This is a genomic window from Nonomuraea purpurea, assembly GCF_042650645.1.
In the GTDB taxonomy this organism is placed as follows: Bacteria; Actinomycetota; Actinomycetes; order Streptosporangiales; family Streptosporangiaceae; genus Nonomuraea; species Nonomuraea purpurea.
On record NZ_JBHSBI010000009.1, the window covers coordinates 306,170 to 327,820 of the forward strand.

Genomic DNA, 21,651 nt, shown 5'->3' on the forward strand with positions numbered 1-21,651 from the left:
CGCGCCGCGTCAGCCCTTCACGGACCCGGCGAAGCTGAACGAGCTCGCCAGATACTTGTTGACGGCGACGTACAGCACCACCGCGGGGGCCGTGTAGAGGATCGAGAAGGCGGCGAGCTGGCCGTAGGCGACCTGCCCGTACTGCGAGAAGAACGTGAAGACGGTCACGGCCGCCGGCTGCTTCTCCGGGGCGTCCAGCAGGACGAACGGCGCGAAGAAGTTCCCCCACTGCCCGACGAAGACGAAGATGGCCACCACGGCGATCCCGGGGGCCATCAGCGGGCCGACCACGGTCGTCAGCGAGCGCAGCCAGCCCGCGCCGTCGACCCAGGCCGCCTCCTCCAGGCTCAGCGGCACCCCGTCCATGAAGTTCTTCATCATCCAGATCGAGAACGGAAGCGAGCTGGCCGTCAGGAACAACACCATCGCCGGCACGGAGCCGTACAGGTGGAACCGGAAGAACATGGCGTAGACCGGCACCAGGATCGCCGTCACCGGCAGGCCCGTGGTGAAGAGCAGCGTCAGCATGAAGTGGCGGCGGTAGCGCAGCTGGTAACGCGACAGCGGGTACGCCGCCAGGCCCGCCACCAGCACCGTCAGCACGGCCGTGGCGCCCGAGATGATGATCGAGTTGATCAGCGGCAGGATGATCGTCTCCCAGGTCAGGACCGCCTTGAAGTTGTCCAGGGAGAATTCGAGCGTGGGCCTGGCCGCCAGCGTGGCCTCCGGCTGGACCGAGGCGATCAGCACCCACAGGAACGGGCCGAGGAAGGCCAGCGCGATGACGGCCAGCGCCAGCCACGCCGCCCCTCTGGCAGCCAACCTAGTCACGAGACTTCCTTCGTCATGCGTCCTCCACTTTGATCAGCCGCAGGTACACGAGGGAGAACAGGGCGCCGATCACCAGCATGACCAGGGCGATCGCGGAGCCGTAGCCGATCTCGAAGTAGCGGAACGCCTGCTCGTACATGAACAGCGGCGTCGTCTGGCTCTCGGTGCCAGGACCGCCGCCGGTGAGCGCGTAGATGAGCCCGAAGCTGGCCAGCGTCTGCAGGGTGATCAGCATGAGGTTGGCCATGATGGACCTGCGGATCAGCGGGAGCGTGATGTGCAGGAGGCGGCGGGCGGGGCTCGCGCCGTCCACGGCGGCGGCCTCCACCAGGTCGGCGGGCACCTCTGACAGCGCCGCCGAGTACACCAGCATCGAGAAGGCCGTGCCGCGCCAGATGTTGGCCAGGATCACCGCGACCATCGGCGCGGTGTAGAGCCACTCCTGGGAGATGCCCAGCACCGAGTTGAGCGTGCCCTCCTCGGCCAGGAACGAGTACCAGCAGGCCGCCGCGACCACCTCGGGCACCACCCAGGCCGCGATCACGATCCCGTTGACGACGCTGCGGGTGAGGCGGCCCCGGCCGCGCTGGAGGAGGGCGATGATCAGGCCGAGCGTGTTCTGGCCGATGACCGCCGAGCCGATGACGAAGACGAACGTGAGCAGGAAGGAGTTGAGGAAGTTCGGGTCGCCGAAGAGCCTGACGAAGTTCGCCAGGCCGACGAACTGGGAGTTCACCGAGGCGGAGCCGGTCAGGGTCTCGTTCGTGAAGGCGATGTAGATGCTCCACAGGATGGGACCGGCCAGGAAGAGCGCCAGGAGGACGAACGCCGGGCCCAGGGGGAGGAGCCAGCGCAGGAGGCCCCGCCGTGACGAGCCGCGCGGCGGCGGGCTCGTCACGGCGGGTGATGGCGGCGCGGTGGCGACCGTCATCGGGCCAGGACCTTGTCGGCGCCTCCCACGGCTGTGGGCAGCGCCTTGACGTAGGCGGCGGTGGCCTCCTCAGGGGTCTGCGAGCCCGTCGTGATCGCCTCCATGGCCTCCTGGACCTGGGCCGACACCTTCGGGTAGGCCTCGTAGGCCGGGCGGTAGTGGGTGACCGCGGCCAGGTCGGTCCAGAACTTCACGCTCGGGTTGTCGGCGCTGTACTTCGGGTCGGCGGCCACGTCCTTGCGGGGGGCCAGGTCGCCCGTGCCCACCGAGTAGCTCATCGAGTTCTCCTTGTTGGCGGCCACCGTGATGAAGTCGAACGCCTCCTGCTTGTGTTGGGTGTAGGAACTCATGGCCATGACCCAGCCGCCCGACATGCTGACCGCGCCGGGCTCCTCGCCGTTCTGCGTCGGCATGCGCGTCCAGCCGATCTTCTGCGTCCACTCGGGCCACGGCTTGACGCCGCCCGGCTTCCAGGCCGAGGAGGCCCAGGCGCCGTCGAGGTTGATGCCGAGCTTGGCGGTGGGGAACCACTCAAGGTTGATCTTGTCGCCGAGCTTGGCGTTGTGGGCGTCGGCCTGCTTGGGGCCGAGTTCCTCGCGGTAGACGGTGTTGACGAAGGTCAGGGCGTCGGTGAAGTTCTTGCCTCCGGCCACCCACTTCTTCTGCGTGTCGTCGTAGAGGGTGCCGCCCGGCGTGCCGTACAGGAGCATCTCGAAGCCCTGCATGGTCGAGGCCTCACCGTGGATCTTGGCGGAGTACATGCTGAAGGGGACGACGCCGGAGACCTTCTGCTTGATCGTCCGGGCGGCCGTCAGGACGTCGTTCCAGGTCTTGGGCTCCCAGGGGACGGGCAGCCCGGCCTGGGCGAAGACGTCCTTGTGGTACCAGAGGCCGCGGGTGTCGGTGCTGATCGGGACGCCGTAGATCTTGCCGTCGCCGCCCTTGGCGGCCTGCTTGACCGAGTCGGGGAACTGGGCGCTCCAGTCGGGCCACTTGGTGAGGTATTCGTCGAGCGGCGCCAGCTTGCCGGCCGCGACGTCGGCGTTGACCTGGAACGTGTCGTGGAAGTAGAGATCGGGAGCCGAGTCGGCGGAGCGGTTGAGCAGGGCGAGTTTCGTGTAGTACTGCTCGTTGGTGCCCTGTACGGCGGTCAACTTGATCTTGATGCCGGGGTGGGCGGCCTCGTACTGCTTCTTCGCCTCGCCGAGCATCTTCTGCAGGTACGGCCAGCTCGGCTCCACCCTGTAGACGACCTCGAGTTCCTTGCTGCCGGAGGCATTCGGATCGCTGTCGGCGCCGCATCCGGCGACCAGCGTCAACGCCAGGAGGGACCCGGCCAGCCTTCGTATCATCACGGCCTCCCCGTGTTGCCTTGGGTTGCCGAGAACGTAAATCTTTTTGATTTACTAAGTCAACACTTTGTGGTGATATGGCTCACATGCAGCTGGGCACGAACCTGCCCAGGGTCGGGAGCTACAACCGGGCCGTGGTGCTGGAGGCGATCCAGGCTTCCGACGGGATCAGCCGGGTGCAGATCGCCGCGCGCACGCGTCTGACCGCGCAGACCGTCTCCGTCATCGTGCGCAGGTTGCTGGAGGAGGGCCTGGTCGTCGAGGACGGGTCGGCGCCGTCGAGCGGCGGCAAGCCGCGGCGGATCCTGCGGGTGGACGCGCAGGCCGGGTACGCGATCGGCGTGCACTTCGACCCCAAGGAGATCTCGTGCGTCCTGGCGGACCTGGCGGGGCGGCCGGTGGCGCGCCTTCGCCTGCCCGTGCGGGCGGGGCTCAAGCCGGACGCGGTGGTCAGGCAGATGGCCAGGTCGGCCAGGAGGATCCTGCGCGAGGCGGACGTGGGCGACCACAAGGTGCTGGGCGTCGGTCTGGCCTGCCCGGGGCCGCTGGACGGCGACGGGGTGATGGTCAGCCCGCCCCGGCTGCCCGCGTGGGACCAGGTCCCGATCAAGGGGCTGCTGCGCGAGTACACGAAGTTCCCCGTGACCGTCGACAACGACGCCACGGCGGCGGCGATCGGCGAGCGGTGGGCGGGGATCGCGCGGTCCACGCCGAGCTTCGCGTACCTGTATCTGGGCACTGGGGTCGGTGGCGGGATATTTCTGGATAACCAGGTGTATCGGGGGCGGTCCTTGAACGCCGCCGAGTTCGGCCACATCACCGTCGAACCCGACGGGCCCGCCTGCTACTGCGGCAACCGCGGCTGCGTCGAGGCGGTCTGCTGCCCGAGCGCCATCGAGGCCGCCTCGGGCCGGGCGCACGCCGCCGTCTGCGCCGCCGCCGCCCGAGGCGAGCCCGAAGCCCGCCGGGTGATCGACCGGGTGGCGGGCCGCCTGGCCGATGCCGCCGTGAGCGTGGTGAACATGCTGGACATCGACCTGCTCGTGCTCGGCGGCCCGGCGCTGCGGGAGGTCGGCGGGATCTACCGCGAGGTGGTCGCGCGGGCGGTGTCGAGCAGGTCGCTGGCCAGGCGGCTGCACGCCGTACGCGTGGAGACCTCGCCGATCGCCGCCGACGCCGCCGCGATCGGGGCCGCCTCACTGGTCTTCCACGCGACGTACGCGCCCCGCCTGGGCACCCTGCTCATCGAGTGATCAGGGGATCACGAGCGTCATGCGCGCTTCAGCCGCAGCGTCACCAGCTCGAACGGCCGCAGCGTCAGCGGCACCGCGCCGCCCTCGTGCCGCACCTGCCCGACAGGGCGTTCCAGCAGGTCCGTGGCCACAACCTCGGCGACGGGGAAGCCCGCCGTCAAGGTGGCGCGGGCCCGGCCGCCGCGCGACTCGTAACAGCGCACCACCACATCGCCGCTCTCGTCGTCGGCCAGCTTGACCGCGCTCACCACCACCGCGTCGTCGTCCACGCCGACCAGCGGCTCCACCGCCGCCGCGCCGGGCACCCGGCGCTCGGGCAGGTTCACGAAGTGCCCCTCGCGTACCGCGTCGCCGATCGTCGCGCCCGGCACCAGCGCGTGGCGGAAGCGGTGAACGCCCTGGTCGGTCTCCGGGTCGGGGAAACGCGGGGCGCGCAGCAGCGACACCCGGAACGTGGTCGCAGAGCCCGTGCGGGTGACGTCGTGCCCGTAGGTCGAGTCGTTGACCAGCGCGACGCCCCACCCGGGCTCCTCCACGTGCACGAACCGGTGGTTGCACGCCTCGAACTTGGCCGCCTCCCAGCTGGTGTTGGTGTGGGTGGCGCGGAAGGCGTGGCCGAACTGGCTCTCGGAGGCGTACCTGTCGGCGTGCACGTCCAGCGGGAAGGCCAGCTTGAGGAACTTCTCCGTCTCGTGCCAGTCGACCTCGGTCTCGATGTCCAGCCGCCGGCCCGACAGCGTCAGGAGCTGCGTCACCGCCGAGGCGCCGAAGGAGCGCCTGATACGCACCGAGCCGTCGGCCAGGCTCACCTCCTCGGCGTCCACCAGGTCGGTGACCGTGTTGCGGTAGAAGCGGTCGACGTCCCAGGCGTCCCACTTGTTGGGGAAGTCGGGGTGGAGCTGCAGCAGGTTGGCCGCCTGCCCCGGTGGCAGCGTCTCCCTGTCCGCCCGAGGGTCGAACACCGACACGACCAGGCCGCGGGCGTCGATCTCCACCCTGAGCTCGTCGTTCTCCAGGACGAAGCCACCGCCGTCGCGTTCGCGGGCCTCCGCCCGGCGCACGCCGGAGACGGCCAGGGCGCCCCCGCCGGGCACGCCGTCGCGGGTGTGCGGGGCGCCGTTGAAGACCACCGTACGGTCACCGTCACCGGCCAGGGCGCGCTGCGCGGTGTCGATGATCTCGTTCAGCTCCGCGGCCACCGCCTCGTAGGTCCGCCGCGCCTCCCGGTGCACCCAGGCGATCGACGAGCCCGGCAGGATGTCGTGGAACTGGTGCAGCAGTACCATCTTCCAGATGCGGTCGAGCCGCTCGTACGGGTAGGGCGCCCCCGCCCGCACGGCCGCCGTGGCCGCCCACAGCTCGGCCTCCCGCAGCAGCGACTCGCTGCGGCGGTTGCCCTGCTTCGTCTTGGCCTGGCTGGTGAGCGTGGCCCGGTGCAGCTCCAGGTAGAGCTCGCCCACCCAGACGGGCGGGTGCGGGTAGTCGGCCTCGGCCTTGGCGAAGAAGTCGGCGGGCGGCTCCCAGGTGACCGAGGGCGAGCCCTCCAGGTCGCGCACCCTGGCCGCCTTGGCCACCATCTCGCGCGTCGTGCCCCCGCCGCCGTCGCCCCAGCCGGTCGGCGCCAGGGAGCGCCGCGCCAGGCCCTTGTCCTTGAAGTTGCGGGCCGCGTGCGCGAGCTCGCCGCCGGTCATCGCGCAGTTGTAGGTGTCCACCGGCGGGAAGTGCGTGAAGATCCGCGTCCCGTCGATGCCCTCCCACAGGAACGTGTGGTGCGGGAACACGTTCGTCTGGCTCCACGAGATCTTCTGCGTGAGCAGCCGCTTCGACCCCGCCGCCTTGATGATCTGCGGCAGCCCGGCCGCGAACCCGAACGTGTCCGGCAGCCACACCTCCTCGTTGTCGATGCCGAACTCGTCGATGAAGAAGCGCTTGCCGTGCACGAACTGGCGGGCCATCGCCTCGGAGCCGGGCATGTTCGTGTCGGACTCCACCCACATGCCGCCCGTCGGGACGAACCTGCCGGCGGCCACGGCCTTGGTCACCTTCGCCCACACCTCGGGCCGGTGCTCCTTGATCCATGCCCACTGCTGCGCCTGCGACATCGCGAAGACGAAGTCCGGCTCGTCCTCCAGCAGCGCGGTCATGTTCGAGGCGGTGCGGGCGACCTTGCGCACGGTTTCGCGTAGCGGCCACAACCAGGCCGAGTCGATGTGGGCGTGCCCGACCGCGCTGATCCGGTGCGCCGACGGCGCCGCCGGGGACGACAACACCCCGGCCAGTTCGGCGCGGGCGGCCGCCGCCGTCGCGCCCACGTCCTGCAGGTCGATCGCGTCCAGCGCGCGCTCCACGGCCCGCAGCAGCTCCCAGCGGCGGGCGCCGTCCGCCGGCAGCTCCGCCATCAGCTCGCCCAGCACCTCCAGGTCCATCACGAGCTGCCACACGTTCTCGTCGAAGACGGCCAGCTCCATGCGGCCCAGCCGGTAGAGGGGGTCGGTGCCCGCCGTCTCCTTGTCGCCCAGGCGCGTCGGCTGGAACGGGGGGTCGCCGAGGATCACCGGGTTGGAGGCGGCCTCGATGTGCAGGCGGACGGGCTCGCCCGGGTCGGCGTCGATGCGTACCCACTGGTTGCGGGGGTTGAGGCCCTTCACCGGGGTGCCGTCAGGGCGATAGACCAGGCCCTCGCACTGGAAACCCGGCGAGCTCTCGTTGAACCCCAGGTCCAGCAGCGCCTCCACGGTCCGGCCCGCCCACTGTGCGGGGATCGTGCCGGTGACGGTGAACCAGCTCGTGCCCCAGGGCGCTCCCCAGGCCGCGCCGGGCGCGATCGGCGCGGGCGTCGCCGCCAACCCCTCGGCCACGGGGACGGGCTCGCCCGGCGCGTGCCAGACCGCCACCTCCAGCGGCACGGACTCGGGGTAGACAGCCGGACGGACACGCTCGTTCAGCACCCGCTTCAGCCGGGCTTCGACCAGGTTGCGGTCGTCATGCATCAGAGAGCTCCCTAGCAAGAAGTGACGAATCAGCCGTTAGCACGTTAAGCACCCTGATCGCGACCGGGCAATGCCGGGGTCCGTCCCGTGCGGACCCACGCCCGTGCGGACCCTGCTTCCGACATGGCGGGTTCACGACAAGTCGGGTTCTGGCCACGGCAAGTTCATAGACATGGCAGGTCAGGATGACTAGGAAATCGGTAGTCGTGCTTACCGATTCTCTGGAGGTCGTTCATGCTGCGTGTGTTAGGGAGTCGGGGGCGAGTGCGGCGAGGGACGGTGATGGCCGCCTCGGTGGCCGTCACCGCCTCGCTGCTCTCGGCCCCCGGCGCGCATGCGAGCGCCGCGCCGCCGCCCATCACGTTCACGGGCGGCGGCACGGCGCATGACGAGATCACCCTCATCACGGGTGACCGGGTGCGCGTACGGGACGTCGACGATGAGCACCAGACGGTGACCGTCACGCCGGCCCCGCGGGCGGACGGCTCCGTGCCGACGTTCCAGGTGCGCGAGAGCGGCGACGGGACCACCGTCATCCCCGACGACGTCGCCGCCCTGGTCCCAGGGCGCCTCGACGGCGCGCTGTTCAACGTGACGACGCTGGCCGAGCAGGGGGACGACGCCTCCATCCCGCTCATCCTCACCTACGAAGCGAACGCCACCAAGGCCGCGATCCCGGCCGTCAAGCAGGAACGCGCGCTGGAGAGCATCGGCGGCGTGGCCGCGTCGGTGGCCGCCGCGGACGCGGCCGCGTTCGGGGCGGAGCTGGCCAAACTGGCCTCCTCCTCCCCGCAGGCACGCGCGGCAGGGCCGCTGGCGGGCGTGTCGAAGATCTGGCTCGACCGCAAGGTCAAGTCGGCGCTGGAGCAGAGCGTGCCGCAGATCGGCGCGCCCGAGGCGTGGGCGGCCGGCTTCGACGGCACCGGCACCACCGTGGCCGTGCTGGACACCGGCGTGGACGCCACGCACCCCGAACTCGCCGGCAAGGTCACCGACCGGCGCGACTTCACCGACGGGGACGCCGCGGGCGACCCCAACGGGCACGGCACCCACGTGGCCAGTACGATCGCCGGCGTCGGCTCGGCGGACGGCGGCAAGGGCGTGGCGCCCGGCGCGAAGCTGCTCGACGGCCGCGTGCTGGACGCCGACGGCTACGGCAGCGAGTCCGGGATCATCGACGCCATGGAGTGGGCGGCGGGCGAGAAACGTGCCGAGATCGTCAACATGAGCCTGGGCGCGCGCTACTCCGGCGGCCCGCTCACCACGGCGGTGGGCGAGCTGACCCGCCAGTACGGCACGCTGTTCGTCGTGGCCGCAGGCAACAACTTCTGCGAGCGCTGCGTGTTCTCGCCCGGCGACGCCCCCGAGGCGCTGACCGTGGGCGCGGTCGACAAGCAGGACGCGCTCGCCGACTTCTCCAGCAAGGGCCCGGTCGCCGGCATGGCGGTCAAGCCCGACGTCACCGCGCCGGGCGTGGACATCAAGGCCGCGAAGTCCGGCGGCGGCCACCTCGTGGCCTCCGGCACCTCGATGGCCGCCCCGCACGTCGCGGGCGCGGCGGCGCTGCTGCGCCAGGCGCGGCCCGGCGTCTCGGGCGGCGAGGTGAAGTCGCTGCTCATGGGCACGGCCCGGCCGGGCAAGGACATTCCGGTGGACCACCAGGGCGCAGGCCGCATCGACGTGCGGGGCGCCCTCAAGGCCGCCGTGGTGGCCTCGGCGGGCTCGGCCGACTTCGGCCGGCTGTATCCGGGCGAGGAGAAGAGCCTCACGGTGACCTACCGCAACCTCGGCTCCTCGCCCGCAGAGCTGGCGTTGTCGAGCGGCGCGGCGTTCACCGTCGAGCCCGCCAGGCTCACCGTCCCCGCCTCGGGGACCGCCGAGGCCAAGGTCACGATCAAGGCGGGCGAGCCCAGCCTGCTGAGGCAGGAGCTGACGGCCGCCGTCGCCGGCGGCGAGAGCGTGCGCACGCTTCTCACCGCCGACGTCGAGGTCAGGCGCGTCGAGCTGCGCGTCCGAGGCTTCGCCAGGGACGGCCGTGCCGCCCTCGGGCGCTTCGCCGTGCACAATCTCGACGAGGGCACCCTGGTCGAGCGCGCGCTGCCGGGCGAGCCCGCCCAGGAGTGCAGCGAGGAGAAGTACGGCACGGGCACCTGCCTGCTGGTCAAGCCCGGCACCTACTCCGTGCTCGGTCACGTCTTCACCATGCCCGCCACCCAGGACAGCACCGCCGAGGGCACGCCGCTCAACACGAGCCTGGTCGGCAACCCCGAGCTGAAGATCACCGGGAACACCGAGCTCGTCCTGGACGCCCGCAAGGCCGTCGAGGTCAAGGTCGAGACCCCCGACCACGAGACGAAGCGGAACAGCGGGGCCGCCGCCGCCCTCCTGTGGTACCGGTCGGGAGAGCGGGGCGCCGCGCTGCGCGAGAGCATGATGTTCTCCAACGGCGCGCAGATCGAGGAAAGGCTGTTCGTCCAGCCCACCGGGAAGGTCAGCACGGGCACGTTCACCGCGGCCACCCGCTGGCGGCTGACGGCCCCCGAGATCACCCTGTCCACGCCCGGCCTGAACCTGGAGCCGCAGTACGTCGAGCCGTCCGGGTTCAGCGACTTCTCCGCCGAGTTCCCGCGCCTGGACGGCACCCGGCTCCTCATGGCGGTGGACGCCGGCCGGGGCAGCGCCCAGGAGATCGGGGCCCGCGACCTGCGCGGCAAGCTCGCCGTCATCCGCCGCACCCCGGGCGTGGCGGTCTCCGCCCAGTCCAACGCGGCCGCGGCCGCCGGGGCGGCGATGGTGGCCGTCTACAGCGACCGGCCCGGCAGCGACATCAGCGCCGGCGGCACCGGCGTCAAGCTGAAGGTCCCGACCGTGCGGCTCTCGCACGAGGAGGGGCTCAAGCTGGTCGAGCGGCTGCGCCGCCTGCCGGTTCCGATCGTGGCCAAGGGCGTCGTGGCCAGCCCGTACGTCTACGACCTGTACCTGCGCGAGAAGGGCCGGGTTCGCGACTCGCTGAGGTACGTGGTCCGCGCCAGGTCGCAGGCCAGGATCGAGACCGGCTACCACAGCCAGCTCGCCGACGGCGTCACGGTCAACGAGGCCCGCTACGCCTTCGAGCCGTTCGACACGTCGTCGATCTCCTTCTACTACGCCATGGCCAAGACGCCGCGTACCCGGATCGACTACGTCACACCTGACCCCGACCTGCGCTGGACGTCGTCGGCCTCCACGCCGGAGTGGCCCTACAACCACCAGTGGCCGCACCAGGACACCCCGCGCATCAACATGTCCTCGCCCGAATTCCGGCCCTACGAGGCTGGGGAGCGGGTCGAGGGGACCGTGTTCAAGCAGCCGCTGCTGCCCGGCGTCAACCCGAACAGGCCCGTAAGCCGGTCGGGCGACGTGCTGAGCCTGGAGATGGAGGGCTTCGTGGACGCCCAAGGCAACTCCGGCTCCGCCCACACCAGCGACTTCGCGCGCGGCCTGAAGACCGACGTCCGGCTCTACCAGGACGACACGCTGCTGTGGCAGACGAACTACCAGGCGTCGGCGTCGGGTACGGTGACGCCGGAAAAGGCCGGCTATCGCATCGAGTACACCCTGACCAACGAGGCCGAGTGGGCGAAGATGTCCACCCGCACCAAGGCCGTGTGGAGGTTCGCCTCGGAGCACACCGCGGAGCCGACGGCGCTCCCGCTGCTGATGGCCACCTTCGACACGCCGGCCGACCTGCGTAACCAGGCCGGTTCGCGCAAGCTGGGCCTGTCGCTGCGCCACCAGCAGGGGGCGCGGCAGGACGCGATCGGGAACGTCTCGCTGGAGGTGTCCAACGACGACGGCGCCACCTGGAAGCAGGCCCGCCTGCGCGACAAGGGCGGCAGGTCGTATGAGACGACGGTCGATCGGTCGCCGTCGGGGTTCGTCTCGCTGCGGCTGAAGGCGGCCGACGTCAAGGGCAACAGCCTGACGCAGGAGGTGATCCGCGCCTACGCCGTGCGCTGAACGCCGTGCATGAGGGTGTCGATCACCTTCGTGGCGAGCGTGTCGGGATCGCGGTCTGGGGGAGCGCCGTGCGCGGCCTCCCCCAGCAGCGCGAGATAGACCTGCCTGGCCCAGACCCTGTCGGCGTCGGGCCCGAGCAGCTTGGTGAACACCCCCTCGCACAGTTGCATCACCTCGCCCTGCACCGCCTGCGCCTGCGGGCTGAGCGGCACCTGGCGGGCCAGTGTGAAGCGCCAGCCGGGCTTGATCTGCAGGATGTTGGCGGTGGCCTGGTGGAGCGCCACCAGCGGGGGCGCGGTGTGCGGGCGGGCGGCGTGCACCGCCTCCAGGATCTCCCGCCAGGCGGCCACCTCCATGGCCTCGATCAGCGCCTCCCTGCTGGCGAACCTGCGGTGGATGGTGGCCCTGGCCACGCCCGCCGCCTCGGCGATCTGCTCCATCGTGGCCACCGGGTTGGCGCTGAGCACGTCTTCCGCCGCCGCCATGATCGCCCGCATGCTGCGCTCGGCGTCCGCCCGGAGTCTGCTTCCCATGGAGGAGACGTTACAGCGTAAAAGTGAGACGATCTGTTGCAGATAATTTTTGATCTGCTACTTTTTCTCTCATGACTACCGCACTCGTCACCGGAGCCTCCTCCGGGATCGGCGCCGAGTTCGCACGCCAGCTCGCCGCCCGTGGGCACGACCTCGTGCTCGTCGCCAGATCGGCCGCGGCGCTGGAGCAGCTCGCCGCCGACCTGCGCGCGGCCCACGGCGTCCGCGCCGAGGCACTCGTCCAGGACCTGTCCGCGCCCGACGCCGCCACCCGGGTCGCCGAGGAGGTCGCCGCCCGGGGCCGCACCATCGATCTGCTCGTCAACAACGCCGGCTTCGGCACCGCCGGGCACTTCGCCCAGATCCCCGCAGAACGCGAGCACGAGGAGCTCATGGTCAACGTCGTCGCCCTGGTGGGGCTGACGCACGCGTTCGTGCCAGGCATGCTCGCCCGAGGCTCGGGAGCGGTGGTGAACGTCGGCTCCACGGCCGGGTTCAACGTCGCCCCCTACTTCGCCACCTACGGCTCGTCCAAGGCGTTCGTGCTCAGCTTCAGCCTGGCCCTGTGGAGTGAGCTGCGCGGCAGCGGGGTGAAGGTGCTCGCGGTCGCGCCGGGGCCGACGCAGACCCGCTTCTTCGAACGGGTCGGCACCGAGAAGGCCGCGATCGGGGCCAAGCTCGCCCCGCCGGAGCCGGTCGTCACCTCAGCCCTGCGCGCCCTCGACCGCGACCGCGGCTACGTGGTGCCGGGGCGCGGCAACTTCGGGATGGCGCACCTGATGCCCCGGCGGCCCCGCAAACTCCTGGCGCTGATCGGCCGGCGCGTCACCCGCCAGGTGGCCGACGCGCTGTCGCCCAGCGCGGCCCGCTGAACCGCCCGCCCTACCGGACGAAGCCGCGGTCCGCGCGGTCGCGACGGAAGGCGTCCAGGCGGGCGAAGTCGAGATCGTGCGCGGAGACGGGCAACTCGGGCGGGCCGGTGAAGAAACCCGAGCGGGTCCGAGGGCACGGGTTGGCCAGGCCGGTGACCCCGGCGCACGGGTGGCCGTGGTAGGTCGTCTCGTGGTGCCAGTCGCTCACCGCCACGTACGTCATGAACTCATACGCCCGCGCCACGCTCATGTGCTGCCATAATTCCCGGGCCGGGGCGGGGCCGTCCCAGCGGGTGACGGACATGGCCGGCACGAGGACGGCGTCGAGGCCGTCGCGTCCCGCCAGGCTCGCCGAATACCACAGGTCCGCGCAGAGCAGGACGAGCAGGCGGCGGCCGTGCAGCTCGAAGCCGGGGCCCGGCCGGCCGGGGACGACGCCGGAGGCCAGCTCCACCCCGTACGGGTGGACCTTGTCGTACTCGCTCAGCAGGTTGCCGCCGGCGTCGAACACCGCGCCCCTGTTGACCGCGCCGTCGTAGTGCGAGCCGCCGACGACCGTCATGCCCGTCCCCTCGGCCAGGGAACGGACACGGCTGAGGTAGTCGGGGCGCGACATGCTCGAACCCGCCAGCTCGGGCAGCAGCAGCACCTCGCCCGCTCCCGTGGGGACGATCTGCTCGATCGCGTCGAAGTTGGCGTGGCCGTCGGGGGACCAGTGCGGGGGCTGAACCAGGAGGATCTTCACACCTCCTGCTTACCCGACGGTCAGGCGGATCTCGATCGTTCCGCGGCGGTCCGCAGCAGATCGCGCCACAGGGCGTCGGTGGGCGTCGGCGTGCCCTGGACGAGCAGGCGGTTGCTCGCCACGACCAGGGCGATATCGCGGCGCGGCACGAAACCGATCGCGCAGCCGACATAGCCGGGATGGCCGAGCACGGTGACCGTCTCGTCCCGCAGGGTCAGCTCGTACCTGCGAAAGCCCAGCGCCTGCTCGGGGTCGGGGCCCGGCGCGAAGAACTCCCGCACGACCTCGGGCCGCCACAGCCGGTCGTAGTCCTCGTAACGTGACAGCGCGGCGCAGTACTTCAGCAGGTCGGGCACGGTCGAGAAGAGCCCGGCGTGCCCGGCGACGCCGCCGAGCGCGTGGTGGGCGTTGCCGTCGGCGACCTGGCCGACGACCGGCGCCATGCGCCAGCGGGTGAAGTCGGAGCTGCGGTACGGCACCGGGTAGGGCCGCCCGGTGTCGAGCATGGTCATCTCGGCGCGGTCGTCGAGGATGCTCATGGCCGCCTCGGCGCTCGTGGGACGGGAGTACGTCGTCGAGGTCAGGCCCAGCGGCCGGGTGACCAGCTCCGCCACCGCCCGGTCCAGCCGCAGCCCCGTCACGGCGGAGATGACCTGGCCGAGCATGATGAAGCCGAGGTCGGAGTAGTGGCGGGCGCGGCCGGGGCGGTAGCGCGGCGGCGGCATGGCCGGCTGGACGTACAGCGGCCACCACTCCCACAGGCCGCCCCGGTGCAGCAGCAGCTCGCGCACGGTGATCGCCTCGTAGGAGTGCGACAGGTACGTGCGCAGCGGCGCGTCCAGGTCCACGAGCCGGTCGGACACCAGGCGGATGAGCGCCGTCGTGGTGGCGACGATCTTCGTGACCGAGGCGAGGTCGTGGTGGGTCTCCAGGGTCATCGGGTCCTGGCCGGCCAACTCGCCGTCGTTCCAGCGCACGGTGCGGTGGCCGGTGCACTCGTTCAGGTCGAACCACGGGGTGCGCGCGGCCGTCACGATCCCGGCGGGGGCCACCGCGTCCGCCTCGGCGAACTGGTCGGCCGGTGTGGGCTGCCTCATCGCGTCAGCACCAGCGTGCGCGGCGGTGTGGCCAGCGGCGCGGGCAGGACGAGCGGGCCCGCGCCCGGCGTCAGGGCGCCCAGCACGCGGGCCGCCCGCGCGCCCGTCCCGCCGGGCGCGGTGCCGGGAAGACCGTGCGCGCTCAGCCAGCCGATCAGCGCGAACGCGATCGCCTCCTTGTCGTCGGCCGGCGCCCCGTAGTCGTCGGACAGGGCCACCTCCACGCCGGGCAGCGCCTCCCGCAGCCCGCGCATGATGACGGGGTTGCGGCAGCCGCCGCCCGAGACGACCAGCGTGCCCACGCCGGCGGCCAGCACGTCGGCGGCGACCGTCCGCACGGTCAGCTCCGTCAGCGTGGCCACCAGATCGGCATCGGCGAGGTCGAGGCCCGACCTGGCCAGGGCCGAGTCCACGTACCCGAGGTGGAACAGCTCCTTGCCGGTGCTCTTGGGCGCGGCCAGCCGGTAGTACGGCTCCTCCAGCAGCACCTCCAGCAGCCGCTCGGACACCCGTCCCGAAGCCGCGATCGTGCCGCCCTCGTCGAACCCGCGCCCGTTCAGCCCCCTGCTCGTGACCACGGCGTCGATGAGCGCGTTGGCGGGCCCGATGTCGTAGGCGAGCAGCTCCTGCCCGCGCACCACGGTCATGTTGGCGATGCCGCCCAGGTTGAGCACCCCCGCGCCGCCCTCGCGCCCTCCCAGCAACATCCCGTCCAGCAGGGACACCAGCGGCGCCCCGTGCCCGCCCGCGGTGATGTCGCGGATGCGCACGTCCGACAGCACCGGCACGCCGGTGCGCTCGGCGATCCACGCGGGCTGCCCGATCTGCAGCGTCCCCCGCGCGTGCGCGCCCTCCACCCAGTGGTAGACGGTCTGCCCGTGCGAGACGATCAGGTCCAGAGGCCCGCCCCGCTCCAGCGCGTCCGCTGCCGCCGCGGCGAAGCTCTGCCCGATGAGCGTGTCCAGCTCGCACACCTGCGCCAGCGTCGTCGGCGCGGGCGGCAGCGCCGCGACCAGCCGTGAGCGCAGCTCCGCCGGGTACGGCGTGCTCGCGGTGAAACCGACGCGCCCTTCCAGCACGTCACCGGCCAGGGAGAAGTCCACCACGGCCGTGTCGATCCCGTCGTGCGAGGTGCCGGAGATCATTCCGAGAACCCTCATGCCCGCCCTCCCGACGGCGAGCGGGTAGGGGCGGGGATATGAGAGTTCGGTGACCTACGTGGCGACATGAGCCTTACGTTAGTGTGTTCGACGCGTGCGCCGTCCGTCAGCCCGCAGCATCTTCACAGCGAGGATTCACCTGAGGTTCACTGGCCCTCTCTACCTTAGAGGCCCATGAGCTGGAAGTATCGGGCCAACGCCACACTTGAGGGCCTGACGGGATACACCGTGACGCGGCGGCTGCGCAAGGAGCCGCCGAAGCCGCCGCCCCCACCGCCGCTGGAACTCCAGCGGCTCCCCGGAGACGCCGCGCGGCCTCCCGTCGATCCGGAGCACGACCGCCTGCTGCGCGAGCCGGTGTTCCTGCTGTCGTCGGTACGTTCGGGGTCCACGCTCCTGCGCGTCATGCTGAACAGCCACTCACAGGTGCACTCGCCGATCGAGACGCACTTCAGGCGGATGAGCGTGGGCCTGGGCACCGATCCCGTACGGCAGGCCATGGAGGCGCTCGGCCACAATCACAGTGACATCGAACACATCGTCTGGGACCGGATGCTCCACCGCGAGCTGACCCGCAGCGGCAAGCCGGTCCTGGTGGAGAAGACCCCGAGCAACGTCTTCGCCTGGCGGCGCATCTCGACCTGCTGGCCCGACGCGCGCTTCGTCTTCCTGCTGCGCCACCCGATGTCCATCGTGCAGTCCTGGCACGAGGCCGACCCGGACAAGCGGCCCATGAGCGAGGCCGTGCCGCGCACGCTGAGCTACATGACCTACCTGGAGGAGGCCCGCACCCACCTGGAGGGCCTGACCATGCGCTACGAGGCGCTGGTCGCCGACCCCGAGGCCGAGCTGCGGCGGCTCTGCCTGTTCCTGGGCGTCGAGTGGGAGCCCGTGATGCTGAACTACGGGAGCAAGGACCACGGCGGTTTCGTCAAGGGCATCGGCGACTGGCGTGACAAGATCCGCACCGGGACCGTGGTCGCGGGCCGTCCGCTGCCCTCGCCCGACGAGATCCCCGACGAGCTGCAGGAGATATGTCGCCAATGGGGCTATCTGTCATGACACCATGCTGTGACAGAGTTCGCCTGTGATTTGCCCGCCATTCGCCTGGGGCTCCGATATCTTGCCCTTCGTGATCAACGGGCCCTCGCGTCGTGCCTTGTTTGCCGGAACCTTCGCCAGCTTCGCCATGCCCACTATTGGGCCCGCTTTCGGGCCCTCGCCCGCCGAGGCCGCCGAGGCGGTCGCCGGCTTACCCTCGCGGCCGAACATCATCGTCATCCTGGCCGACGACCTGGGCTGGGGTGAGATCGGCAGCCAGGGACAGCGCCTGATCAAGACGCCGAACCTGGACCGGCTCGCAGCCGAGGGCGTGCGGTTCGACACCGCGTACTCGGGGGCGCCGCTCTGCGCGCCCTCGCGCTGCGCGCTGCTGACCGGCCTGCACGCCGGCCACGGCACGGTGCGGGAGAACCCGGAGGGCGGGCCGCAGCGCTCGCTCACCGACGCCGACCTCACCTTCGCCGAACTGCTGCAGCTGTCCGGCTACCGGACGGCCTGCATCGGCAAGTGGGGCTTCGGCCCCGAGCGGGCCGGCCAGGCCTCGCACCCGAACCTGCGCGGGTTCGAGGAGTTCTTCGGCTACATCGCCCACGCCCACGCCCACCACTACTTCCCCAAGTACCTGTGGCACAACGGCACCAAGGTGCGGCTCAACGGCAAGCAGTACGCGCCGCACCTGTTCCGCGAGCGGGCCATCGAGTTCATCCAGCAGGACAGCGACGACCCGTTCCTGCTGTACTTCGCCACCAACCTGCCGCACTCGCCGAGCGTGATCCCCGGGGACGCGGGCCAGTACGAGAACCGGCCATGGAGCGGTCCGAACCGCCGCCACGCCGCGCAGGTGGCCAGACTCGACACCGACGTGGCCTCCCTGATCCGCGCGCTGCGCGAGGCGGGCGTGGCCGACGACACGCTCGTGCTGTTCACCAGCGACAACGGCCCCCACCGGGAGAAGGGCGTGACGCCCTGGCTGTTCGACTCCAACGGCCCCTTCCGCGGCGACAAGCGCGAGGTGTACGAGGGCGGCATCCGCGTCCCGCTGATCGCCTGGTCGCCCGGCCTGCGCCACCGCGTGGTCAGCCAGCCCGTGGCCTCCTGGGACGTACTGCCCACGCTTGCCGACCTGGCCGGGGTCCCGATCCCCGCCCACCTCGACGGGCGCTCCTTCAAGGGGCTGCTCACGGGCGCGGGCGCCCCCAAACACGACCACCTGGTGTGGAACCGCCCGCGCAAGGCCCAGGCGATCCGCCGCGGCCGGTGGAAACTGGTGCGCTGGGCCCCGAAGATCGGCGGCGCGGGCCCCGAGGGCCGGATCGAGCTGTACGACCTGCACACCGACCGGGGCGAACAGCACGACCTCGCCGCCGAACGGCCAGAGCTGACCGAGGAGCTGACGCGCACGCTCGACGCCTCCATCGGCCCCGACCCGCGCACCCCCTACGGGCTCAAGACGCAGGTGAAAGGCGACCAACTCGTCGTCACCCTGTTCAACGGCTCGTCGGTGGCCTGGCGCGAGGTCCAGCTCGGCATCGACGGCTCGCGCCGGGCACGGGCCCACACGGTGACCAGGGTGAACCCGGGCATGTCGATCTCGGTCGGCTTCCCGCTGCCCGCCACCGGCACCGTCACGGCCAGGGCCGGCTTCAGGGCGGGCGGCCGCGCGCACGTCTTCCGCAAGGCGCACCGCAAAAGTTCCCTCACCTAGGGCCGTAGGTTCGGCATGGAAGCCTCACTTGGACGGCACCTCACTCTACTAACGAAGAGTGATGACGCGACTACGCGAAGTTGGCACCGTGGTAGCGGGCGAGGGCCGTCCAAGAGGGGAACACATGAATCTCATCACCCGTGCGGAGTGGCACGCGAAGAAACCCAGCGCCAACTACACGCGCCTGTCCTCCACCCGAGGCGTCAAGATCCACTACACCGGCGGGCGGGTGCAGGACGACCTGCCCGCGTCCGGTAACCACGACCACTGCGCGGAGCTCGTCCGCGCCATCCAGCGCATGCACATGTCGGGCGGGCGTGGCGAGACCTACATCGACCTGGGCTACAACATGGTCGCCTGTCCCCACAGGGAGATCTTCATGGGCAGGGGGCCGCACGTCCTGCCCGCCGCCAACGGGGCCGGGCTCAACTCCGGCCACTACGCCGTGCTCGCGCTGATCGGCAGCTCGGGGTTCACCGAGCCCAACGACGACCTGCTTAATGGCCTGGTCGACGCGATCGAGTACCTGCGCGAGCACGGCGACGCCGGACACGAGGTCAAGGGGCACCGCGACGGCTACGACACCTCGTGCCCCGGCGACCCGCTCTACCGGTGGGTGCGCCAGGGCGCCGAACGGCCGTGACGGGAGGTCACGGCAGCGCGCCGACGTAGGCCAGCGCCTGCTTCAGCAGCACGCCCTGCCCGCCGGCCATCTCCTGCTGCACCATCGGGGAGGCCGCCTCGTCGGGGGTGAACCAGACCAGGTCGAGCGCGTCCTGCCGGGGCCGGCAGTCACCGGCGACGGGGACGACGTAGGCCAGGGAGACCGCGTGCTGGCGCGGATCGTGGTACTGGGTGACACCGGGCGTGGGGAAGTACTCGGCGACGGTGAACGGCTGCGGCGAGGCGGGGATGTGGGGGAGCGCCACGGGGCCGAGGTCCTTCTCCAGGTGGCGCAGGAGCGCGTCGCGGACCCGCTCGTGGTGCAGTACCCGTCCCGAGACCAGCGCCCGGCTGACCGTGCCGTCCGGCGCGATGCGCAGCAGCGTGCCGATGCGGGTGACCACGCCGGTCTCGTCGACGCGCACCGGCACGGCGTCGATGTACAGGATCGGCAGCTGGCCCCGCACCGACTCGAGGTCCTCCGGTGCGAGCCAGCCGGGCGTGGTTTCGGTCTGTTCGGTCATAGTGGTCGATCGTAGTCTTACCTGTGCGCCGGCACCCGGCCGGGAAAGGACCGGCCCGCCAGCCACGACGCCGTGCAGATCACCAGCACGATGCCGAGGAACGGGAGGTACTCCGCGATCTTCTTGTTCATCCGAGGTCACGCTCCGCTCTCGCCTTGGCCAGCCGCTTGCGCTGCGGCCGGACGGTGTACTTCGGGTCGTTCGCCGACTCCATCCCCGCCCGGAAAATCCCGAACCGGGTGCATGCCGACCCTGCCAGCAGGGCCGCGCCCGCCGCCACGGCCGCGATTCTGCTGCGGCGGCCGACAGTGATGCCGGCCAGCGCGCCCGCCAGGCACAGCGCCTCTCCCGCGCGCAGCAGCCGGCTGCGTCGCAACGGCTCGGCCAGCGGGCCCAGCCGCCGCTCCATCCGGGTGGCGGCCACGCACTCCACGGCCGTGCCCAGCACCGCCGCCCGCCGCGCAGGGGCCGCCTCCTCGAGCGGCGCGGCCAGCATGCCCAGCCCGCCGGCCGCCGCCGTGGCCGATCCGGCGAACAGGAACGGCATCTCGCGGTAGGCCTCGTGCCAGGCCGGGACGGCGGTGTCGCAGATCAGCGCGGCGGTGTAGGTCGCCAGCGCGGGCCCGGTCAGCCCGGCCCCGACGGCGGCGGCCCGGCCGAGCCGGGGCAGACGCCCGCTCACGTCCGAGGCCGCCGCGCACCCGGCCTGGGGCCCGTACGCGGTCAGGATCCACGTGCCGACACTCATCGGCGAGGTCACCTTGAACACCCGCAACATGTTGACGAACCGCTCGGGCCGCCCAAGATCATGAATGAGCGCGTACATCGACCCGCCGAGCGCGCACAGGGCCGCGACCTTGCCCGACCTGGCCAGGCGCGGCCTGCCGGTGAGCTGCGCGGCGGCGGCCAGCGTCGAGCAGGCCCCGGCCAGGCCGCCCAGGAACAGGTAACCGGCGATGTCGGGCGCCCGCCACGTCGGCTCGTTCAGCACCGGCCGCCCGTAGTAGGAGTCGAAGTCCGCCCTCGGCACCATCAGCCGCTCGCGCCTGCGCCCCGCCGAGCCCGGCGTCGCCTCGCGCGCTCCGCGCAGCCGCGGCGAGCCGTCCATGCGGACGTCGGTCTGGCTCATCAGCGCCCCCTCCACGCCACCGCGGCCATCCCGGCCAGCAGGCCCAGCGCCGCGACCCCGACGTGCCGCCACATCGACGGCAGGTCCCTGGTGGTAACCACGGGATCCGGCGGCAGGCCGTACACCTCGGGCTCGTCGAGCAGCAGGAAGAACGCGCCCGTGCCGCCCACGCCGTCACCGGGGTCGTGGCCGTACAGGCGGGCCGAGGTGGCGCCCGCCTCGCGCACCTGCTCCAGGCGGCGCTCCGCCCGCTCGCGCAGCTCGTCGAGGTCGCCGAACTGGATCGAGTCCGTCGGGCACGTCTTGGCGCAGGCGGGCTCCTGCCCGGCCCCGAGACGGTCGTAGCACATCGTGCACTTGGCCGCCACGCCGCTGCTCTCCCGCTTGCCGATCACCCCGAACGGGCAGGCGGGCACGCAGTAGCCGCAGCCGTTGCAGATGTCCTCCTGCACCACCACCGTGCCGTACTCGGTGCGGAACAACGACCCGGTCGGGCACACGTCGAGGCAGGCGGCATGCGTGCAGTGCTTGCACACGTCGGAGGCCATCAGCCAGCGGAAGTCCATGTCGCCGACCCCGGGCTCCTGGTGGCCGAGCGGCCGCCGCTGCTCGATGAAGGCGACGTGCCGCCAGGTGTCGGCGCCCAGCCCGGCGGTGTTGTCGTAGGACATGCCGGTGAAGTCGAGGCCGTCCTCAGGTACGGCGTTCCACTCCTTGCACGCCACCTCGCACGCCTTGCAACCGATGCAGATGCTGGTGTCGGTGAAGAATCCGACGCGGCCGGAGACGGGCTGCTCACGCACGG

17 protein-coding genes are annotated in these 21,651 nt (G+C 71.3%); 6 read left to right on the forward strand and 11 right to left on the reverse strand.

The window, feature by feature from the left end; all coding sequences use genetic code 11:
- Nucleotides 1-9: 9 nt before the first annotated feature.
- The 3 genes from ACFOY2_RS20205 to ACFOY2_RS20215 are packed head-to-tail and all read right to left on the reverse strand — an operon-like array spanning nt 10 to nt 3,114.
- The gene (locus ACFOY2_RS20205; protein ID WP_379529595.1) at nt 10-831 is read right to left on the reverse strand and encodes a carbohydrate ABC transporter permease; all 822 of its coding nucleotides are present in this window, start codon (nt 829-831) and stop codon (nt 10-12) included.
- Nucleotides 832-844: 13 nt separating this feature from the next.
- Nucleotides 845-1,762, reverse strand: coding sequence for a carbohydrate ABC transporter permease (locus ACFOY2_RS20210; RefSeq protein ID WP_379529596.1), 918 nt, complete (start codon nt 1,760-1,762; stop codon nt 845-847).
- Nucleotides 1,759-3,114, reverse strand: a complete 1,356-nt coding sequence (locus ACFOY2_RS20215; RefSeq protein ID WP_379529597.1) for an extracellular solute-binding protein — start codon at nt 3,112-3,114, stop codon at nt 1,759-1,761. Before ACFOY2_RS20215 ends, ACFOY2_RS20210 begins: the two co-directional genes overlap by 4 nt.
- Nucleotides 3,115-3,200: 86 nt before the next feature.
- Here ACFOY2_RS20215 and ACFOY2_RS20220 point away from each other — a divergent pair, with 86 nt between their 5' ends.
- Nucleotides 3,201-4,367, forward strand: coding sequence for an ROK family transcriptional regulator (locus ACFOY2_RS20220; protein ID WP_379529598.1), 1,167 nt, complete (start codon nt 3,201-3,203; stop codon nt 4,365-4,367).
- A 17-nt stretch (nt 4,368-4,384) separates the two neighbouring features.
- Here the strand turns inward: ACFOY2_RS20220 and ACFOY2_RS20225 are convergent, their stop codons facing one another.
- A complete protein-coding gene (locus tag ACFOY2_RS20225; RefSeq protein ID WP_379529599.1) occupies nt 4,385-7,357 on the reverse strand; it encodes an alpha-mannosidase in 2,973 nt (990 codons plus the stop codon).
- Nucleotides 7,358-7,621: 264 nt separating this feature from the next.
- On the opposite strand from ACFOY2_RS20225, the gene ACFOY2_RS20230 reads away from it, so the two are divergent.
- On the forward strand, nt 7,622-11,356 hold the full coding sequence (locus ACFOY2_RS20230) for a S8 family peptidase (RefSeq protein WP_379529600.1): 3,735 nt from the start codon (nt 7,622-7,624) through the stop codon (nt 11,354-11,356).
- Here the strand turns inward: ACFOY2_RS20230 and ACFOY2_RS20235 are convergent.
- Complete coding sequence (locus tag ACFOY2_RS20235) at nt 11,341-11,889, reverse strand: TetR/AcrR family transcriptional regulator (RefSeq protein ID WP_379529601.1); 549 nt, start codon at nt 11,887-11,889, stop codon at nt 11,341-11,343. The two genes, ACFOY2_RS20230 and ACFOY2_RS20235, sit on opposite strands and share 16 nt — an antisense overlap.
- Nucleotides 11,890-11,960: 71 nt before the next feature.
- On the opposite strand from ACFOY2_RS20235, the gene ACFOY2_RS20240 reads away from it, so the two are divergent.
- Entirely contained in the window at nt 11,961-12,761 is an 801-nt protein-coding gene (locus tag ACFOY2_RS20240) for an SDR family NAD(P)-dependent oxidoreductase (RefSeq protein WP_379529602.1), read from the forward strand.
- A 10-nt stretch (nt 12,762-12,771) separates the two neighbouring features.
- Here the strand turns inward: ACFOY2_RS20240 and ACFOY2_RS20245 are convergent, their stop codons facing one another.
- Genes ACFOY2_RS20245 through ACFOY2_RS20255 form a run of 3 tightly spaced genes read right to left on the reverse strand, consistent with a single transcriptional unit; the run spans nt 12,772 to nt 15,763 of the window.
- Nucleotides 12,772-13,506 (reverse strand): carbon-nitrogen hydrolase family protein, encoded by a 735-nt coding sequence (locus ACFOY2_RS20245; RefSeq protein WP_379529603.1) that lies wholly within the window; start codon nt 13,504-13,506, stop codon nt 12,772-12,774.
- A 20-nt stretch (nt 13,507-13,526) separates the two neighbouring features.
- Nucleotides 13,527-14,603 (reverse strand): serine hydrolase domain-containing protein, encoded by a 1,077-nt coding sequence (locus tag ACFOY2_RS20250; RefSeq protein WP_379529604.1) that lies wholly within the window; start codon nt 14,601-14,603, stop codon nt 13,527-13,529.
- Nucleotides 14,600-15,763 carry an anhydro-N-acetylmuramic acid kinase gene (locus tag ACFOY2_RS20255; protein ID WP_379529605.1) on the reverse strand — a complete coding sequence of 388 codons (1,164 nt, stop codon included), beginning with the start codon at nt 15,761-15,763 and terminating at the stop codon, nt 14,600-14,602. The genes ACFOY2_RS20250 and ACFOY2_RS20255 overlap by 4 nt, the downstream gene beginning before the upstream one ends.
- 174 nt (nt 15,764-15,937) lie before the next feature.
- Here ACFOY2_RS20255 and ACFOY2_RS20260 point away from each other — a divergent pair, with 174 nt between their 5' ends.
- The 3 genes from ACFOY2_RS20260 to ACFOY2_RS20270 all read left to right on the forward strand — a co-directional run bounded on the left by ACFOY2_RS20260 (nt 15,938) and on the right by ACFOY2_RS20270 (nt 19,173).
- Entirely contained in the window at nt 15,938-16,825 is an 888-nt protein-coding gene (locus ACFOY2_RS20260) for a sulfotransferase family protein (RefSeq protein ID WP_379529606.1), read from the forward strand.
- 97 nt (nt 16,826-16,922) lie between these two features.
- Entirely contained in the window at nt 16,923-18,530 is a 1,608-nt protein-coding gene (locus ACFOY2_RS20265) for an arylsulfatase (protein WP_379529607.1), read from the forward strand.
- 124 nt (nt 18,531-18,654) lie between these two features.
- The gene (locus ACFOY2_RS20270) at nt 18,655-19,173 is read left to right on the forward strand and encodes a peptidoglycan recognition protein family protein (RefSeq protein ID WP_379529608.1); all 519 of its coding nucleotides are present in this window, start codon (nt 18,655-18,657) and stop codon (nt 19,171-19,173) included.
- 7 nt (nt 19,174-19,180) lie between these two features.
- On the opposite strand, the gene ACFOY2_RS20275 is transcribed toward ACFOY2_RS20270, so the two are convergent.
- The 3 genes from ACFOY2_RS20275 to ACFOY2_RS20285 all read right to left on the reverse strand — a co-directional run bounded on the left by ACFOY2_RS20275 (nt 19,181) and on the right by ACFOY2_RS20285 (nt 21,649).
- Nucleotides 19,181-19,717: an NUDIX hydrolase family protein gene (locus ACFOY2_RS20275; protein WP_379529609.1), complete on the reverse strand. Its 537-nt coding sequence runs from the start codon at nt 19,715-19,717 to the stop codon at nt 19,181-19,183.
- A 127-nt stretch (nt 19,718-19,844) separates the two neighbouring features.
- Nucleotides 19,845-20,846, reverse strand: a complete 1,002-nt coding sequence (gene nrfD / locus ACFOY2_RS20280) for an NrfD/PsrC family molybdoenzyme membrane anchor subunit (protein WP_379529610.1) — start codon at nt 20,844-20,846, stop codon at nt 19,845-19,847.
- Entirely contained in the window at nt 20,846-21,649 is an 804-nt protein-coding gene (locus ACFOY2_RS20285) for a 4Fe-4S dicluster domain-containing protein (RefSeq protein ID WP_379529611.1), read from the reverse strand. The genes nrfD and ACFOY2_RS20285 overlap by 1 nt, the downstream gene beginning before the upstream one ends.
- Nucleotides 21,650-21,651 lie beyond the last annotated feature (2 nt).

Excerpts from the sequence above, each read along its gene's own strand:
- ACFOY2_RS20210 (WP_379529596.1), bottom strand. The coding sequence starts at position 1,762 with ATGACGGTCGCCACCGCGCCGCCATCACCCGCCGTGACGAGCCCGCCG.
- ACFOY2_RS20215 (WP_379529597.1), bottom strand. The coding sequence starts at position 3,114 with ATGATACGAAGGCTGGCCGGGTCCCTCCTGGCGTTGACGCTGGTCGCC.
- ACFOY2_RS20220 (WP_379529598.1), top strand. The coding sequence starts at position 3,201 with ATGCAGCTGGGCACGAACCTGCCCAGGGTCGGGAGCTACAACCGGGCC.
- ACFOY2_RS20225 (WP_379529599.1), bottom strand. The coding sequence starts at position 7,357 with ATGCATGACGACCGCAACCTGGTCGAAGCCCGGCTGAAGCGGGTGCTG.
- ACFOY2_RS20235 (WP_379529601.1), bottom strand. The coding sequence starts at position 11,889 with ATGGGAAGCAGACTCCGGGCGGACGCCGAGCGCAGCATGCGGGCGATC.
- ACFOY2_RS20240 (WP_379529602.1), top strand. The coding sequence starts at position 11,961 with ATGACTACCGCACTCGTCACCGGAGCCTCCTCCGGGATCGGCGCCGAG.
- ACFOY2_RS20250 (WP_379529604.1), bottom strand. The coding sequence starts at position 14,603 with ATGAGGCAGCCCACACCGGCCGACCAGTTCGCCGAGGCGGACGCGGTG.
- ACFOY2_RS20255 (WP_379529605.1), bottom strand. The coding sequence starts at position 15,763 with ATGAGGGTTCTCGGAATGATCTCCGGCACCTCGCACGACGGGATCGAC.
- ACFOY2_RS20260 (WP_379529606.1), top strand. The coding sequence starts at position 15,938 with ATGAGCTGGAAGTATCGGGCCAACGCCACACTTGAGGGCCTGACGGGA.
- ACFOY2_RS20270 (WP_379529608.1), top strand. The coding sequence starts at position 18,655 with ATGAATCTCATCACCCGTGCGGAGTGGCACGCGAAGAAACCCAGCGCC.
- ACFOY2_RS20275 (WP_379529609.1), bottom strand. The coding sequence starts at position 19,717 with ATGACCGAACAGACCGAAACCACGCCCGGCTGGCTCGCACCGGAGGAC.
- nrfD (WP_379529610.1), bottom strand. The coding sequence starts at position 20,846 with ATGAGCCAGACCGACGTCCGCATGGACGGCTCGCCGCGGCTGCGCGGA.